This window comes from Mesorhizobium kamtschaticum (assembly GCF_056174585.1).
Map to the genome: position 1 here is coordinate 4,189,516 of NZ_CM149691.1, position 16,422 is coordinate 4,205,937.

13 protein-coding genes and 1 pseudogene are annotated in these 16,422 nt (G+C 63.6%); 6 read left to right on the top strand and 8 right to left on the bottom strand.

From position 1 onward, the window contains the following. Positions 1-20 precede the first annotated feature (20 nt). The 6 genes from AC0V7N_RS20670 to AC0V7N_RS20695 all read right to left on the bottom strand — a co-directional run bounded on the left by AC0V7N_RS20670 (position 21) and on the right by AC0V7N_RS20695 (position 7,211). Complete coding sequence (locus tag AC0V7N_RS20670; protein WP_475450275.1) at positions 21-1,463, bottom strand: MFS transporter; 1,443 nt, start codon at positions 1,461-1,463, stop codon at positions 21-23. A 168-nt stretch (positions 1,464-1,631) separates the two neighbouring features. Then, the gene (locus tag AC0V7N_RS20675; protein ID WP_475450276.1) at positions 1,632-2,219 is read right to left on the bottom strand and encodes a sarcosine oxidase subunit gamma; all 588 of its coding nucleotides are present in this window, start codon (positions 2,217-2,219) and stop codon (positions 1,632-1,634) included. Next, on the bottom strand, positions 2,212-5,220 hold the full coding sequence (locus tag AC0V7N_RS20680) for a sarcosine oxidase subunit alpha (RefSeq protein WP_475450277.1): 3,009 nt from the start codon (positions 5,218-5,220) through the stop codon (positions 2,212-2,214). Before AC0V7N_RS20680 ends, AC0V7N_RS20675 begins: the two co-directional genes overlap by 8 nt. Next, positions 5,217-5,513 carry a sarcosine oxidase subunit delta gene (locus AC0V7N_RS20685; protein ID WP_475450278.1) on the bottom strand — a complete coding sequence of 99 codons (297 nt, stop codon included), beginning with the start codon at positions 5,511-5,513 and terminating at the stop codon, positions 5,217-5,219. Before AC0V7N_RS20685 ends, AC0V7N_RS20680 begins: the two co-directional genes overlap by 4 nt. A 10-nt stretch (positions 5,514-5,523) precedes the next feature. Continuing rightward, the gene (locus AC0V7N_RS20690; RefSeq protein WP_475450279.1) at positions 5,524-6,783 is read right to left on the bottom strand and encodes a sarcosine oxidase subunit beta; all 1,260 of its coding nucleotides are present in this window, start codon (positions 6,781-6,783) and stop codon (positions 5,524-5,526) included. A 5-nt stretch (positions 6,784-6,788) separates the two neighbouring features. Continuing rightward, on the bottom strand, positions 6,789-7,211 hold the full coding sequence (locus AC0V7N_RS20695) for a hypothetical protein (protein WP_496628047.1): 423 nt from the start codon (positions 7,209-7,211) through the stop codon (positions 6,789-6,791). Here AC0V7N_RS20695 and AC0V7N_RS20700 point away from each other — a divergent pair. Next, positions 7,098-9,480, top strand: a pseudogene (locus tag AC0V7N_RS20700) (mechanosensitive ion channel family protein). The gene AC0V7N_RS20695 and the pseudogene AC0V7N_RS20700 overlap by 114 nt on opposite strands. 14 nt (positions 9,481-9,494) lie before the next feature. Here AC0V7N_RS20700 and AC0V7N_RS20705 read toward each other — a convergent pair. Both AC0V7N_RS20705 and AC0V7N_RS20710 read right to left on the bottom strand, forming a co-directional pair. After that, positions 9,495-10,370, bottom strand: a complete 876-nt coding sequence (locus tag AC0V7N_RS20705) for an NAD(P)H-binding protein (protein WP_496627217.1) — start codon at positions 10,368-10,370, stop codon at positions 9,495-9,497. A 138-nt stretch (positions 10,371-10,508) separates the two neighbouring features. Further along, complete coding sequence (locus AC0V7N_RS20710) at positions 10,509-10,694, bottom strand: helix-turn-helix domain-containing protein (RefSeq protein WP_475460421.1); 186 nt, start codon at positions 10,692-10,694, stop codon at positions 10,509-10,511. Between the two features lie 863 nt (positions 10,695-11,557). Here AC0V7N_RS20710 and AC0V7N_RS20715 point away from each other — a divergent pair. The 5 genes from AC0V7N_RS20715 (at position 11,558) to AC0V7N_RS20735 (ending at position 16,397) form a co-directional block, all read left to right on the top strand. Beyond that, positions 11,558-11,821 carry a hypothetical protein gene (locus AC0V7N_RS20715; protein WP_475450282.1) on the top strand — a complete coding sequence of 88 codons (264 nt, stop codon included), beginning with the start codon at positions 11,558-11,560 and terminating at the stop codon, positions 11,819-11,821. A 227-nt stretch (positions 11,822-12,048) separates the two neighbouring features. Then, entirely contained in the window at positions 12,049-13,482 is a 1,434-nt protein-coding gene (locus AC0V7N_RS20720) for a UbiA family prenyltransferase (RefSeq protein ID WP_475450283.1), read from the top strand. A gap of 2 nt (positions 13,483-13,484) precedes the next feature. Then, positions 13,485-14,834 carry an FAD-binding oxidoreductase gene (locus AC0V7N_RS20725; RefSeq protein ID WP_475450284.1) on the top strand — a complete coding sequence of 450 codons (1,350 nt, stop codon included), beginning with the start codon at positions 13,485-13,487 and terminating at the stop codon, positions 14,832-14,834. 124 nt (positions 14,835-14,958) lie between these two features. Next, a complete protein-coding gene (locus tag AC0V7N_RS20730; protein ID WP_475450285.1) occupies positions 14,959-15,393 on the top strand; it encodes an EamA family transporter in 435 nt (144 codons plus the stop codon). Beyond that, the gene (locus AC0V7N_RS20735) at positions 15,390-16,397 is read left to right on the top strand and encodes an NAD-dependent epimerase/dehydratase family protein (protein ID WP_496627218.1); all 1,008 of its coding nucleotides are present in this window, start codon (positions 15,390-15,392) and stop codon (positions 16,395-16,397) included. Before AC0V7N_RS20730 ends, AC0V7N_RS20735 begins: the two co-directional genes overlap by 4 nt. Positions 16,398-16,422 lie beyond the last annotated feature (25 nt).

Genomic DNA, 16,422 nt, shown 5'->3' on the forward strand with positions numbered 1-16,422 from the left:
GCCGACGCGAGCGACATGCACTATTCCGCATTCATCTGCATGCCGTGGCCGCTGACATGGGCGCCGTCCTGCGGTGTCAGCTTGAGATAGGCAATCAGCGCGCAGAGCGTGATGACGCCTTCGATCGCGAACAGGATCCGGAAATCATTGGTCACCGCAGGCCCGCCGCCGGCCAGGAACGACAGCATCGCAGCCGCCAGGCCGACGCTGATCGCCACCGCCAGCTGCCAGAGGATATAGTAGAGCGCGCTGAAGCGGGCGAGCTGTTCGGGGGCGATGTCGGAATAGGCGAGGTTTCCGGTCGAGGCCCATTGTATGGAACGGAAAACGCCGAAAACGAAGATATAGCCAAGCACGATCCAGACCGGCGTCGTTGCCTGCATCAAGGCGAAGCCGGCAACCATGGCGGCCACGAACGGCGTGTTGAAGACCAGCACGCGGCGGAAACCGAACCGGTTGAGAACGCGCGGCATGAAGAAACGCATGATCACCGAGCCGAGCGCGGCGACGAAGGTCAGCGATCCTGCCTGCACCGCGCTCATGCCGAAACCGAGCTGGAACATCAGCGGCAACAGGAAGGCGACGGAGCTCAGCCCGATCGTGTCCAGCCCGCCACCGGTGAGGAACGAGATGCGGAAAGTGCGGATGCGCAGGAGCTTGAGGTCGAGCAGGGGATTGGGCACGCGCAGGCAGTAGAGCGAGGCGATCGACAGGATGACGACCGCCAGCGCCAGTTCACCGGCGACCATGCCACCGACCGCGTCTTTGGCTGCAAGCGAGTCCATGCCGAAGACCAGCAGGATCATGCCGCTGCCGACCAGCAGAAAGCCTGGAAAATCAAACCGCGTGCGCACCGGCTTGGTCACTGTCGGAAACAATGACGCGGCAAGAATTGCCGCCGCCAGCGCAAACGGCACGTTGATGAAGAAGATCCAGCGCCAGGAAATGTAGGTGGTCAGCGCGCCGCCGACGAGCGGCCCAACCAGCGGCCCGGTCTGGCTGGCCACGGAGATATACATGTTGACCTTGAGCGTGCGGCTGCGCGGAAAGCTCGACAGGATCACGACCTGGCCGAGCGTGCCCATCAGAGCGCCGCCGAAGCCCTGCAGGGCACGGGCGCCGACCAGCATCCAGATGTTGTCGGACAATCCGCACAGCGCCGACGAGCCGGCGAACACCAGCAAGGCAAAGCAGTAGACGTTGCGCAGGCCGAAGCGGTCGGCGGCCCAGCCACCAAGCGGCATCGAGATGATCAGGCTGGCGACATAGACGGTGATCAGGAGGCCGAGCTGGCTCGGCGGACGGGCGAGGCTTTCGCCAATGCCGGGCAGCGCCGTCACCACGACATTCTGGTCGAGGCTGGTCATGAACACGCCGCAAGCGACCGTCAGCGGCAGCAGGAGCAAGGCTCTGGCCGACACATCGGCGCGATCCGTGGCGCCGGCGGATAATTCTGCGGTCATGGGGATGTTCGAACCAAACGAATGTGCCGAGTCTGAGACGGGATTTTTATACCCCTTGGGCCGATCTGGCGGCCACGTTTTTCCACCATGGCCGCTGGCGGCGCGATTCTCTAGCGGCAGAACCGGTCGGCATTGAGGCCAGAAGCGGCGGCCATCCGGCCGCATCGCCTACTGCACTTCGTAGCCGACTTCCTCGCTGGCATGGCAAAGCGCCTTCCAGAACGAACGCGCGAAGGAGCGGAAGACGTAGATGTCGAACTGGTCGGCGCCGGTGCGCTGGATCTGGGCGAAGACGTCGTGATGGGTGGTCGAGCGGCCGGCGCCGATTGGGAAGGCCGGCAGCGCGAAGTCGATGGCGAAGAATTTGGCCAGCACCCATTCGGCCTTCGGCCCGGCGATGCGGATGGCCGTGCGGCCGTGCGACAGGTCGGTCACCGTGCCGATGGCCGGCGTCACCACCTTGACGAAGGAAGCGGCCAGCCCTTCGGCTTCATCGGCCACGGTGAATTTTCCCGGCGCGAAACCGAACACCGATTTCACGCCGTCGCTCAAGCCGCCGCCGGCGCCGTCGGGCAGGGCAAGCCCGGTGACGGTGCGGATGGCAGCGATCAACGTCTTCTCCTCGCCCGGCCAGGCGGCGAGTTGCACGATCGAGCCCGGCCGCGTTTCGGTGAGGATGATCTCGACGCCATGCTCGAAATTGCCATGCGAGCCGACATGAAACTCCGGCTCGAGGGGGGATTGGCGCTCAACCATGCATGCGGGTCCCTTCCGGATCGTAGAAATGGTTGGAGACGATCTCGACCGGTCCGAAGCGGTTGCGTAAGGGATCGGAGACATGGGCGCGGGTGCCTTGCCTTGCCTTGCCGCCCTCGACCAGCGCCAGTGCGATGTGCTTGCCGAGCGCCGGCGAATAGCAGCAAGCGGTGATGTGGCCGATCGAGCCGTGCGGATTGACCTCGTCCAACTCCTCGACAATGTGTGCACCGCCATTGAGCGGCCGGTTGTCGAGCGCGATCAGGCCGACCAGTTCCAATCGGTCGGATGCGATCAGGCCTTCGCGGTCCATCATCGCCGAGCCGATGAAGGGCTTCTTCTTCGACAGCATCCAGTCGAGATGCAGGTCGCGCGCCGTGGTGCGGCCATCGATCTCGGCGCCGGTGACATGGCCCTTCTCGATGCGCATCGTGCCCAGCGCCTCGAGCCCGTAGGTGACCAGCCCGAACGGCTTGCCGGCCTCGGCCAACGCTTCCCAGACATGGGTGCCGTGGCCGGCGCCGGAATAGACCTCGAAGGCCATTTCACCGGAGAAAGACAGCCGGCAAATCATCACCGGCACGCCGGCGATCTCGCCGCGCACGATGCCCATGAAGGGCAAGGTCGCATTGTCGACCGCGGTGCCGGTCACGCAAGCGGCAAGGATTGCCCTGGCCTTCGGCCCGCCGATCGCAGCACCCGCCCATTCGTCGGTCACCGAGGTGACGTGGACTTTCAGCTCCGGCCAGATCACGTCGAGGAAATATTCCAGATGCTGCATCACCTTGCCTGCGTTGGCCGTGGTGGTGGTCATCAAGAAATCCTGCTCGCCGAGCCGCCAGGTGGTGCCGTCGTCAAAGGCAAGGCCGTCCTCGCGCAGCATCAGCCCGTAACGCGCCTTGCCGACGGCGAGCGTCGAAAACATGTTGGTGTAGACGCGGTCGAGGAATGCGGCGGCGTCGGGGCCTTGCACAGCAATCTTGCCCAGCGTCGAGACATCGACGATGCCCGCGCTTTCGCGCGTCGCCTTGGCCTCGCGCACATAGGCCTGCTCGACGGTTTCGCCTGAAAGCCCGTAGATCATCGGCCGGTACCAGAGGCCGGCGGAATACATCGTCGCGCCATTGGCGAGGTGCCAGTCATGCATCGGCGTCAGCCGTTCCGGCCTCAGGTCGCCAAAGCGCTCCGCCGCCAGCGAACCGATCGACACCGGCGCGAAGGGCGGCCGGAAGCGCGTCGTGCCGACCTCCGGGATCGGCTTGCCCAGCGCTTCCGCCATGATGGCGAGGCCGGGAACATTGGAGCTCTTGCCCTGGTCGGTCGCCATTCCAAGCGTGGTGTAGCGCTTCAGGTGCTCGACCGAGACGAAGCCTTCGCGATGCGCCAGGCGGACATCTTCCGCCGTCACGTCGTGCTGGAAGTCGACGAAGCTCTTGCCCTTGGCCCTGATCTCGAAGACCGGCGCCGGATCGGGATCGCCGGGTACGGCCTCGACCGTGGGCAACGCCGCCGGCGTGCTCGTTCCACCGGCTGCTGCAAGACCGGCGGCGCGGCCTTCGGCGATCGCTTCGGCAGTGGAAAAACTGCCGGTGAAGGCGCCGGCGCCGACCCAATGCTGTGTTGGCCAATGCTGCGTCGGCTTCGGTGGGAGGAAAGCTTGCCGCGCGGCATTCCATTCCGCCTTGGCGCCGGCCTGGCTGGCGAGATGGATGGTCGGCGACCAGCCGCCCGACATCAGCAGGCAGTCGGCATGGATGCTTCGTTCATCGCCGTTCAGCGCCCCGGTGACCATGTCGAAACGCTGGACCTTGATGCCGGAGAGCGCCTTGCCACCCTCGGTGGCGACAACGGCGTGACCAGCCAACAGTTCGGCTTCGGCCTCCGTCGCCAGCTTGCGCATTTCGGCTGACAGCTCGGACCTGACGTCGGCGATGGCAACGATCGCGGCGCCTGCCTTCTTCAAGGCGACAGCCGCGCGGTAGGCGCTGTCATTGTTGGTGAACAGCGCGATTCGCTCGCCCGGCAGCACGCCGAACTCATTGGCGTAGCGCTCGGCGGCATGGGCCAGCATCACGCCCGGCCGATCATTGCCCGGGAAGACCAGCGGACGCTCGAAGGCGCCGGTGGCCAGCACCACGGATTTGGCGCGGATCGCCCAGTAGCGATGGCGCGGCTCGCCCTTGGCGGGCTGTTCCTTGTGGTCGCTCACCCGTTCGAGTGCGGCAAGCGTGTTGTTGTCGTAGTAACCCCAGACCGTGGTGCGCGGCAGAAGCCGGACATTGTCGCGGCCTTCGAGCTGGGTAACCGTGCGGCGCGCCCAATCGGCGGCCGGCGCGCCATCGATGGTTTCATCGGACCAGTTGGTGGAGCCGCCGAAACGCGGTTCGAGATCGGCCAGCATGACGCGGGCGCCCTGATCGGCGGCGGCCTTGGCGGCCATCAGGCCGGCCGGGCCGGAGCCAACCACCAGCACGTCGCAAAAGGCGTTCATGCGTTCGTAGCGGGCGGGGTCTTTTGCCGATCCGGCGCTGCCGAGACCGGCGGCACGGCGGATGAAATGCTCGCAGAACATCCAGAAACGCGTGCCCTTCAGCGGGCCGACCACCGGTCCCATGAAGGTCTTGTAGTAGAAACCGGCCGACAGGATCTTGCCGCCAAGCTGGTTGACGGCATTGATATCCCAGGCCAGCGAGGGAAAGCGGTTCTGGCTGATGGCGACCAGCCCGTCATGGATTTCGACCATGGTGGCGGGAATGTTGGGTTCGCGAACCTCGCCCTTCAGCACCGTCACCAGCGCGTTGGGCTCCTCGACGCCCGCGGTCAGCAGGCCGCGCGGGCGATGGTATTTGAACGAGCGCCCGAAAAGCGTGACGCCCTTGGCCAAAAGGGCGGACGCCAGCGTGTCGCCGGCATGGCCAGTATAGGCAACGCCGTCGAAGGTGAAGCGGATCGTCTTCAGCCGGTCGATGCGGCCACCGGTATCGGTGCGGCGCGGGCTCATGACCTGTCCTCTGCCCTGCGGCGCGCGGCCGAGCCATGATCGCCGCGCACGAAGGCGACGCTGGAGATCTCATGCGTCAGCGTGTTGCGCACGACGCGCAAATGCGCGCGGCAGCCGCCGGAATGCTGCCAGATCTCGTTGTGGTCGCCGGCCGGGTTCAGCCGGTCATAGACATAGGCGTTCCACGCCTCGAAATTCTGCGAGGCTGGGTCGGGACGTTCGCGGTTGCCGTCACCCTGATAGGTGAACTCGATGACGTCGCGCGGGCCGCAATAGGGGCAAGTGATCAGCACAGGATGTTTCCTAATGAAGCCGCGGGTTCGCGCCCTGGCCCTTGTCGTCGATGACGAGGCCGCGATGAAAGCGGTCGAGGGTGAACGGCGCGTTGAAGTCGTGCGGCTGATCCTTGGCGATGGTCCAGGCAAAGGTCCAGCCGGAGGCCGGCGTCGCCTTGAAGCCGCCATAGCACCAGCCGCAGTTGAGATACATGCCAGGCAGCGGGCCGGTGGTGATGATCGGCGAGCCGTCCATCGACATGTCGCAGACGCCGCCCCAGGAGCGCAGCATGCGCACCCGCGCAAGGCCCGGGAACAGCGCCAGCATCTCGCTCATCACCTCGTCGACGATGGGCAAATTGCCGCGCTGGGCGTAGCTGTTGTAGCCGTCGATATCGCCGCCATAGATGAGGCCGCCCTTGTCGGACTGCGACATGTAGAAATGGCCCATGCCGAAGGTCACGACCGTGTCGATGAAGGGTTTTAGCGATTCCGTCACGAAAGCCTGAAGTACATGGCTCTCGATCGGCATCGTCTCGATGCCGGCAAGCTGCATGACGCGCCCGGTGCTGCCGGCCACGGCAACCGCCACCTTCTTGGCCCTGATGTCGCCGCGCGAGGTGGTGACGCCGGTGACGCGGTCGCCATCGCGCAGGAAGCCGGTGACCTCGCAATTCTCGACGATGTCGACGCCACGGCGGTCGGCGCCACGGGCATAACCCCAGGCCACAGCGTCGTGCCGGGCGGTGCCGGCGCGCCGCTGCATCAGGCCGCCGACCACGGGAAAGCGTGCATCGCTGGAAATATCGAGCGCCGGGATCAGGCGCTTGATCTGCGCCTTCGTCATCAGCTCTGCGTCGACGCCGAGATGGCGCATGGCGTTGCCGCGCCTTGCATAATCGTCGAACTGGGCCGGCGTGTGCGCCAGGTTCAGGCAGCCACGCTGCGAGAACATGACGTTGTAATTGAGTTCGTGCGACAGATCCTCCCACAGCTTCATCGAGTGTTCGTAGAAGCGGGTGTTGGCCGGCAGCAGGTAGTTCGAGCGCACGGCCGTGGTGTTGCGGCCGACATTGCCGGAGCCGAGCCAGCCCTTTTCCAGCACCGCAACGTTGGTGATGCCGTGTTCCTTGGCCAGATAGTAGGCGGTCGCCAGGCCGTGACCGCCACCGCCGATGATGATGACATCATAGGACGCCTTCGGATCCGGCTTGCGCCAGGCCGGCTTCCAGTCCTTGTTTCCCTTGAGCGCGTTCGCAAGCAGCGAAAAGGCCGAGTACTCTGCCATCATTGTCATCCGGTTCGGGCGATGCGGCAGACTATAGAGCAGGCCGCATCCGCAAAGCCAATATTGCGCCATGGCCTTTCGACTGACCGACGCTCGGATCGCGATCCGAGCGCGATCGGATGCGACGGCTTGCCCCATGATATGGCCGTCTTTATCAAGGACAGGCTTTTTGAATGCCTTTGCCGCCCGTAAGTCGCCAACAAATCATGCTTTTTCGATTGCTTCGCCTCTTCCTGATCCTCGCGCTGGTCGTTTCGGCGCAGCCTTCGTTCGAGGCGATGGCGCAGGCGCTTGGCCAGGGCTCCGCCGGCTTGATCACCGATCAGCAGAAAGTCATCAAGAGCCTGACGGCCAAGGCGGACGATCTCGAGAAGAAAATACAGCAGGACGGTGAGGACGATTCCTCGCTCGTTGATATCCGCCTGCAACTGGAGGATCTGTCACGGGCGGCATTGACCAGTGCGCTGGCGTTCCGCTCGCGCCTCACCGACATCAACAATCGCATCGAAGTGCTTGGCCCGCCGCCGGCAGCGGGCCAACCGCAGAGAGCCCGACATCGTGACCGGCGAACGCCAGGCGCTGGCGTCGGAAAAGGCCGAGATCAACGCGGTCGTCGCCGCCGCGCAGAACCTGTCGATCCGCATCAGCGGGCTGATCGACAAGATCGGCAATATGCGCAGCGAGTTGTTCCGCAACTTTTTGAGCAAGCGCTACGTGCTGTCGGATGCGTTGAGCCCGCAGGTGTTTTCCGACGCACAGGACGAATACGCCAACTTTTACAAGGCGGTGTCGTCGTGGCTGAGTTTCGCTTTCAAGTTCAAGTTCCAGGCCATCCTGGCGGCAACCTTCGTGGCGCTCGGGCTGGCGCTGGTGCTGCTGGTCGGCGGCAGGCGCCTGTTCGGGCGTGTGTTCGAGGCCGACCCCGCCAACGAAGACCCGTCCTATCTCAGTCGCCTGTCGGTGGCCTTCTGGTCTACCTTGCTGCCGACGCTCGCGGTCGGTTCGTTTCTTGGTTCGACCATCTTCTTTTTCAATTATTACAATGTGTTGCGTGGCGATATTGGTCTGTTCCTAAATGCCCTGGCGACTGCGATCGGTGTGATATTCTGCGTCAATCGGCTGACCAATGCAGCGCTGTCGCCACGTCTGCCGAACTGGCGCCTTATCCCGGTCGAAACCGGGCCGGCGCGCTGGCTGGTGCGCCTGGCGACCGCCATGGCCGTGGTCATCTCAGTCAACACCTTCCTGTCGATCATCAACGACAAGATGGGATCGCCGCTGTCGCTGACCATCGCGCGCAGTTTCGTCGCCACCATTGTCGTCGGCATCATCCTGATCCTGATGGCGATGCTGCGGCCGTTCAAGGCACGGGACGGAAGCTGGCGGCCGTGGCCGGCATGGCTGCGCTACCTGGCGCTGGCGCTTGGCCTGTTCACCATCATAGCCGCTCTGCTTGGCTATATCGGTCTTGCGCTGTTCGTCTCGCTGCAGGTCGTGGTCACCGGCACGGCGCTGATCACCGCCTATATCGGCTTCCTCTCGGCGCGGGCGATCGGCGAGGAGGGGGCTTTCGCCAACACATCCGTCGGGCGTTGGCTGTCGACCAATTCCAGCTACGAGGACACGGCACTCGACCAGCTCGGCCTCGTCGTCAGTGTTGCCATCAACCTGTTGATCGTGCTGGTTTTCCTGCCGCTGATCCTGTTGATGTGGGGATTCCAGCCCGGCGACATCCAGGCCTGGGCCTACAAGCTGGCGACCGGGATCAATATCGGTTCGGTGACGATTTCGGTTACCGGCATCCTTTCGGGTATCATCGTCTTCGTCATCGGCTATTTCCTGACGCGCTGGTTCCAGGGCTGGCTCGACGGCTCGGTGATGGCGCGCGGCAAGGTCGATACCGGCGTGCGCAACTCGATCCGGCTGGCGGTCGGTTATGCCGGCGTGGCGCTGGCGGGGCTGGTCGGCATATCAGCGGCGGGCATTGATCTCTCCAGCCTGGCGCTGGTCGCCGGTGCGCTTTCCCTCGGTATCGGTTTCGGCCTGCAGAATGTGGTGTCGAATTTCGTCTCCGGCCTGATCCTTTTGGCCGAGCGGCCGTTCAAGGTCGGCGACTGGATCGTCGCCGGCGACGTCAGCGGCACGGTCAAGAAGATCAGCGTGCGCGCCACCGAGATCGAGACTTTTCAGCGGCAGTCGGTGATCCTGCCCAATTCGAACCTGATCAACAACGCCGTCGGCAACTGGACGCATCGCAACAAGCTCGGCCGCATCGACATCAAGGTCGGCGTCGCCTATGGCAGCGACGTCAAGCAGGTTCACGCGATCCTGCTGGAGATCGCACGCAGCCACCCGATGGTGCTGAAGAACCCGGAACCCTTCGTGCTGTTTTCCAACTTCGGACCCGCGGCGCTCGAATTCGAGATCCGTGTGTTCCTGGCCGATGTGATGAACGGCAACATCGTGCAAAACGACGTCCGCTTCGCCGTGCTGGAAAAATTCAGCGACCAGCATATCGAAATCCCCTCGACGCCGCGCGCCGTTATCGAGACCAAGCATGCAAAGGCCTGGCCGACCGACGACGACAAGATCGAGGCCGTCTTTGCCGACCAGCAGCAGGCAAAGGCGGACGCCGCGGCCGAGGCGAAAAAGCTTGCCAAATCAGGACGCAAGCTGCGCAAGCCCGATCCCGATTAGAGGCCGGTTCCCCGTCAGCTTTTGGCGATCAGGGCGGCAAGTGCTGTCCGAAGATCGGTCTTGCCGCGCCTGATCTCGCCGACGCCGTGCTCGACATCGATGCGGCCGGCATTGTGGGCATCGAACGTCGCCGCGACCAGTTCGGCGTAACTCGTGCTGATGCCGCCGCCGACGAGGGCGGCAACCCAATCCTGCCTCGGCAGTTCGCGGGCGACGATCTCGCGGCCGGCGATCTCGCCAAGCGTCCGCGCCACACCGGCTGCGCTGTAACGACCGGGCCCCTCGGCATGGACCACGCGCAGCGTATCGCCATTGCCCGACAGGAGGAGATCCGCCGCCATCAGGCCGACATCGCCGGCCGAGACCGTCGGGAAGGATTTGGAGACGGGATGATGCAGGCTCGGCAGCACGCCGGTGTCGATCGCGCGGCCAACCAGGCGGTTCCAGTTCTGCATGTGCTCGGCAGAGCGCAGCACCGTCAGCGCCGCCGGGATTGTCTTCAGCTGCGATTCCAGATGGTGGAAGGTGAGCGTGATGCCGGTGCCGGCGGCAAGCTGGGCGCCATAGTCCGAAATCGCCAGGATGCTTTGCGGCCGGCTCTGATCCAGTGCGGTGACGATCGACCGGATGGTGGATTTCATCGCCGCCGACGCATCATCGGCGCGGACACTGGTGGGACAGATGACCTGAACAGCGGTCGCGCCCTTTGTGGCCAGCGCCAATGCCGGCGCATCGCGCAGATCGGCGATTTCCGTCTCGCAACCGAGCGCACGGAACTCTTCGGCATGCGCCGGGTTTCGCACCACGGCCCTGACCGGAGCGCCATGTCTCCGCAGCGCACCGATGGTGGCCCGTCCGATCTTTCCAGCAGCGCCTAACACAACAAACATGCTCGTATCCTTCAATCTGACCAATGAGATGTCAGGAATGCCGGATTGGTGCGCCCGGGTCGCCCAGATATGGACGGCGGAAGACAAAAACGGATGGTTGGATTCGAAAGCCGAAGGCGGTGAAAAATGCCGGACCGGTTATCGCTGCATGCGGAGCAGTGTGGCAGGCGTGACGCCGAGGATGCGCTTCATGCTCTGCGCCATGTGGCTCTGATGCGAAAAGCCTGCCTCCAGCGCGATCTGGCTGAGCGGTATTTTCGCCTGATGCAACAGGGTCCTGGCCCGCTCGACGCGGCGATGGATGACATATTGGTGGGGCGGCAGCCGAAGGTGCGGCGAAACAGCACTTTCAGATGCGAGACGCTGATGGCAGCCACTTGCGCCAGATCATCCAGCGAAAGGTCCTGGTCGAGATTGGCCTCGATGAAATCGGCCAGCCTGCGCTTCTGGCCGAAGGAAAGCGTTTGCCTGGCCGGAACGTTCGACTTCGACCCTGCACCCTGGATGAGCTGTACCGCGAGCGCCTTGGCCAGGCTTTCGAAATACAGCCTGTCGGATGGCACGTCCGGGCTGAGCCCGGTCGCCAGCGCATGGGCGATATGTTCGATCCTCGGATCGCGGCGCTGGAACTGCGGATGGACAACGACCCGGTCCGGATCGATTTCGAGGTCCTCGGCGGCACGGCGAACCAGCGCCGGGCTGACCCACAGCCGCAGAATGGTGCAGTCGGCGTCATCCTCCCAGTCGCCGTCGAGCCCGGCGGGCACGATATCGATGTCGCCATCCGACTGAACCCGCCGGTGATGCTTTCCGTCGCAGTGGCACGATGCGTTGACCGGCGCTCCGACGTGGATTCCAAGCCGATGATTGATGGATGCGGGCACATAATGGGTCAGTCGCGCGGCAATCCTTCGCAACTCAACCCCAACGCCGATCGTTTCCAGCCAGTTGTCGTGCATGGTCTTTTCTTCGCGTTGGCCCGCCCTAGACATCATATCGGGCCGGTCGGAGAAATTAACAGGGGTCGGGCGTGCGCCCGCAGCCGACACTGGAGAAGCCAAAACCAATTGCGGCATGAATGCGGCATTCAGTTGCGGTTCAGCTTCCATCTCATATAAGCTCCCATGCAAAGGGCGAAAATGCCTTGCGAAATGCAACAGAGGCGGTGGGAACACCGATATTGCAACATGTGGAAGTCTCTCGTCGCTGCCGTCGCCTTGCTCGCCGTGAGCGGCTCGGCCCATGCCGCCAGCGCGGTCAACAAGGACGCCCAGACCCGCACGCTGGTCGTGACGGAGGGCGGCAGCAAGACCGAGCTTGCGCTGGCCGGCGGTGAAACCGTCGAGTTCTGCCAGAACGGCTGCTTCGTCATGTTGCCGAACGGTGACCTCGAAGCCCTGACCGGTTCGGAAACCGTCGAAATCTCGGGCGGCGTCGCCCGCATCAAGTAATCCGGGTGGCATGACTGGAAAGGCCGGGCAATTTGCTCGGCCTTTTATCGTTTCCGGTAGCAGTTGTTTAACAATGACGCCGGAAATACCGGTGCGGCAGCCGCCTGCAACCAGGCGTTTTAACGTTCGCTACGCCATCCCCCGCTATACCAGCGTCAAGACGCCGAAACGCGGCGCGCAACCAGATTCCGGTTTCCCGGATCATACGCTGGCAGGGCAGGACAGACATGGACGCGCGGTCGGACAGGAACGCAATACCGCTTGCGGTCGATCTCGACGGTACGCTGATCGCAACCGACCTGTTGTGGGAAGGCTTGTTCCTTCTGCTCAAGAAGAACCCGCTCTACATTTTCCTGGTGCCTTTCTGGGCGGCCGGCGGGCCGGCGCGGCTGAAGCAAGCGATCGCGCAGCGCATCGACATCGACCCCGCGACACTGCCCTATCGCGCGCCGCTGCTCGAGCGGCTCCGCACCGAGCACAGCGAAGGCCGCAAGATCGTGCTGGCGACGGGCACGCCGCGCAAATTCGCTGAGGCCATAGCAGCCCATCTCGGCATTTTCGATCGCGTGCTGGCAACCGACGGTCTCGACAATCTCATCTCCGGCAAGAAGCGCGCCTCGCTGATCTCAGCCTACGGCGATGGCGGTTTCGACTATGCCGGCAACAGCCGCCATGACCTCCAGGTCTTCGACGCGGCGCGCAATGCGATCGTCGTCGCGCCCGACCGCCATGCCGCGCGCTGGCAGGCGGCGCATGGCGCCGAAACCATGCCGGCACCGAAGCCGACCTTGCGGACCATCGTCAAGATGCTGCGCGTGCATCAGTGGCTGAAGAACTCGCTGATCGCCGTGCCGATGGTGCTGTCGCATGAGTACTTCAACGCCAACATGATCTGGCAATGCCTGCTGGCGTTCATCTCGTTCAGCGCGGTGGCGTCCGCCATTTATATCCTCAACGATTTCTTCGACCTCGCACTCGACCGCAAGCATGTCACCAAGTGCAACAGACCGTTCGCGAGCGGCGCACTGTCGATCCCGTTCGGCCTCGGTGCGATCGTCGTGCTGTTGGCGATCGGCATCGGCACCAGCCTGTTTTTGCCAATCCAATTCCTCGGTGTGCTCGGCGGCTACATGGTCGTCACCACGGCCTATTCGCTGTCGTTCAAGCGCATGCTGCTGGTCGATGTGCTGACGCTCGCCGGCCTCTACACGATCCGCGTGCTTGCCGGTGCGGCCGCGACCGGCGTCGACGTCTCGTTCTGGCTGCTCGCCTTCTCGATCTTCTTCTTCCTGTCGCTGGCGCTGGTGAAGCGCTTTGTCGAATTGCGCACCACCGCTATTCCGCCGGGCGAACGCATTGCCGGCCGCGGCTATCGCACGGAAGACCAGGAGATCGTCGCCCAGGCCGGCATGGCCTCGGCCTTTTCCTCGGCGCTGGTTCTGGCGCTCTACATGGACAGTGTCGCGGTGCGCGAACTCTATCCGCATCCATGGCTGATCTGGCCGCTGGCGCCGATCGTGCTTTACCTCACCATGCGCGTCTGGATCCTGGCACGCCGCGACGAGATGCATGACGACCCGGTCGTCTTCATCATCCGCGACTGGCGCAGCCAGATCGTGGTGGCGATCGGCGCTGTGCTGCTGGTCATCGGGGGCTGGTAGGCATGGCCGGCCGGTTCCAGAGCTTTGGCCTCGCCACGCCGCCTGCGCCACGAGCGATCCACGCCGACGACGCCATTGCGCTGCTGAAGGGCGGCCAGGCGAAGGACGGGTCGCTGTTGGCCTATGGCAACGGGCGTTCCTACGGCGATTCCTGCCAGAACCAGGCCGGCGCGATCGTCGACATGCGGACCCTGAACCATATCCGCGCCTTCAACGCCGAGACCGGCGTGCTCGAGGCGGATGCCGGCGTGCTGCTGCCGGATATCATCGCGCACGCAGCCCCCTATGGCTTCTTCCCAGCTGTCGTTCCGGGCACGCAATTCGTGACGCTCGGCGGCGCCATCGCCAATGACGTGCACGGCAAGAACCATCACCGGCGCGGCACGTTCGGCTGCCATGTCGAGAGCTTCACGCTGCTGCGGTCCGATGGAAAGACCTATCGCTGCTCGGCCACCGACAATCCCCGCCTGTTCGGGGCGACCATCGGCGGCATGGGGCTGACCGGCCTGATCCTGTCGGCCGCGATCCGGCTGATGCGGGTGCCTTCGCTGGACATCGTCGAGAAGACGACGCCGTTTCGCGATCTCGACGAATTCTTCGATCTGGCCGAGGCGGCGGACCAGGCCAATGAATATGCCGTGGCCTGGATCGACCAGCTTGCCAATGGCCACAACAGCGGGCGCGGCCTGCTGTTCACCGGCAACCATGCCGAACATGGCTCGCATGCGGCCACGCGCGCCGGCGGCAATCTTGCGGTGCCGTTCCAGCCGCCCTTCAATGTGCTGAACCGGCCGTTCCTGACCGCTTTCAATGCCGCCTACCGGTGGAAGAAAGGCCGCGCGACCGTGCCGCGCGAGACCGGCTATCAAGGCTTCTTCTTTCCGCTCGACGGCGTGCGTGACTGGAACCGGCTTTATGGCCCCAAGGGGCTGTTCCAGCACCAGAGCGTGGTGCCGGAAGAGGTCGCGCGTGCCGCCGTGCCGGAATTGCTCGCCGCGGCCCGGCGGGCCGGGCAGGGGTCTTTCCTCACCGTGCTGAAACGCTTCGGCTCGATCCACTCGCCGGCGCTGCTGTCATTCCCCAGGCCCGGCTACACACTGACGCTGGACTTCCCCAACAAGGGAGCGGCGACGCTTGCCCTGCTTGGTGAACTCGACCGCATCGCCATCGCGGCCGGCGGGGCGGTCAACCCCTACAAGGATGCGCGCATGGGCGCTGCAGTTTTCGCCGCCTCCTTTGCGGACTGGCCGAGGCTGGAAGCATTGCGCGACCCTGCCTTCATGTCCGATTTCTGGGCGCGCACGGCTGGCAGCATCGACCTGCGGCGGCGCGGCGCCGAGGCTGCGGAATAGATAAAATTGGAATGAATCGTGGTTAGAGAATGATTAATTGCAAGGTTTACTCAAAACATTCTTGTGAGTTCACGAAATCTTTTCAGCTTTGTATTACTCGATGACACGGGGTGGGTGAGCAGGCATGAAATATATCGTCTTCATTCTCTTTACGGTCATGACCAATGCCGCTGCGCAGCTCATGCTCAAGCAAGGCATGATGTCGCTTGGGCCGATCTCTTTCGAGGGCGTCAATCCGCTCGTCAAGCTGCTGCAGATCGTCTTCAGCCCCTGGGTGTTCCTCGGGCTTTGCACCTTCGTCATTTCGATGGCCTCGCATCTCTATGTGCTGTCGAAGGTCGAGCTCTCCTTCGCCTATCCCTTCCTCAGCCTCGCCTATGTCGCCGTCGCCATCTTCGCCTATTTCGTCTTCCGCGAAGACCTCAATGGCTGGCGCATCGCCGGCATCGCCTTCATCTGCGTCGGTACCGTGCTGATCGCGCAAAGCGGGCGAGCGCATGAGGACCAGACCGCTTCCATCACGCCCGACAAGATCCCTGCAAACGAGACCGTTCGATGAGACATGTGATTTTCGGCGGGGACGGTTTCGTCGGCCGTCACCTTGCCCCGAAGCTTGTGGCCGATGGCGAAGAGGTCGTCGTCGCTGACATCGTCAAGAGCGACCTTGCGCATTACCGCAATGTCCGCTTCGTCCAATGCGATGTCACCGATCCGGCGTCGGTCGCCGCTGTCGGGCTCAAGGCCGACGACATGGTCTACAATCTGTCGGCCAAGATGCTGTCGCCGATTCAGGTTCGCGCCAAGCGGCACGACTTCTTCTTCCCAGTCAATTTCCATGGCACCGAGCACATCTTGCAGGCCATGGACAAGGCGGGTGCACCAAAACTTGTCCACTACACGACCGACATGATCTACGGCCACACGGTCACCCAGCCGATGACCGAGGAGCATCCGGTCGCGCCGCTCGGTGAGTATGGCTGGTCGAAGCAGAAGACCGAGGAACTGGCCGCCGAATGGCGCAAGCGCGGCATGTCGATCTCGCTGTTCCGGCCGCGCCTGATCATCGGCCCCGGTCGGCTGGGCATATTGGAAAAACTGTTCAAGCTGATCGACTGGAATTTTCCCGTGCCGATGATCGGCTCGGGCAGGAACCCATATCAGTTCATTTCTGTGTTCGATTGCGCGGAAGCTGCCCGCTCGGCCTGGAAGGCCGGGGTGCCCAACGAGGCCTACAATCTGGGTTCCCTCAACCCGCCGCCGGTGAAGAAATTGCTTGGCGATTTGATCAGGCATGCCGGCTCGAAATCGATCCTGATCCCGACCCCGGGCTGGGCGGTCAAGCGCACGCTCGACCTGCTCGACCTCATCAACATGCCGATCATGGATCCGGAACAATATCTGATCGCCGACGAAGAGTGCGTGCTCGACGTGTCCAAGGCCGAGCGCCAGCTCGGCTGGGTGCCGCACTATCGCGACGAGGACATGCTGATCGCCGCCTACAGCGAATACCGCGCCAAGAAGGCCGGTCACGCTGTCGCCACCAAACATGTGCCCGCCGAATAGTGGGCTCGCCAAACAGTTTATGGCG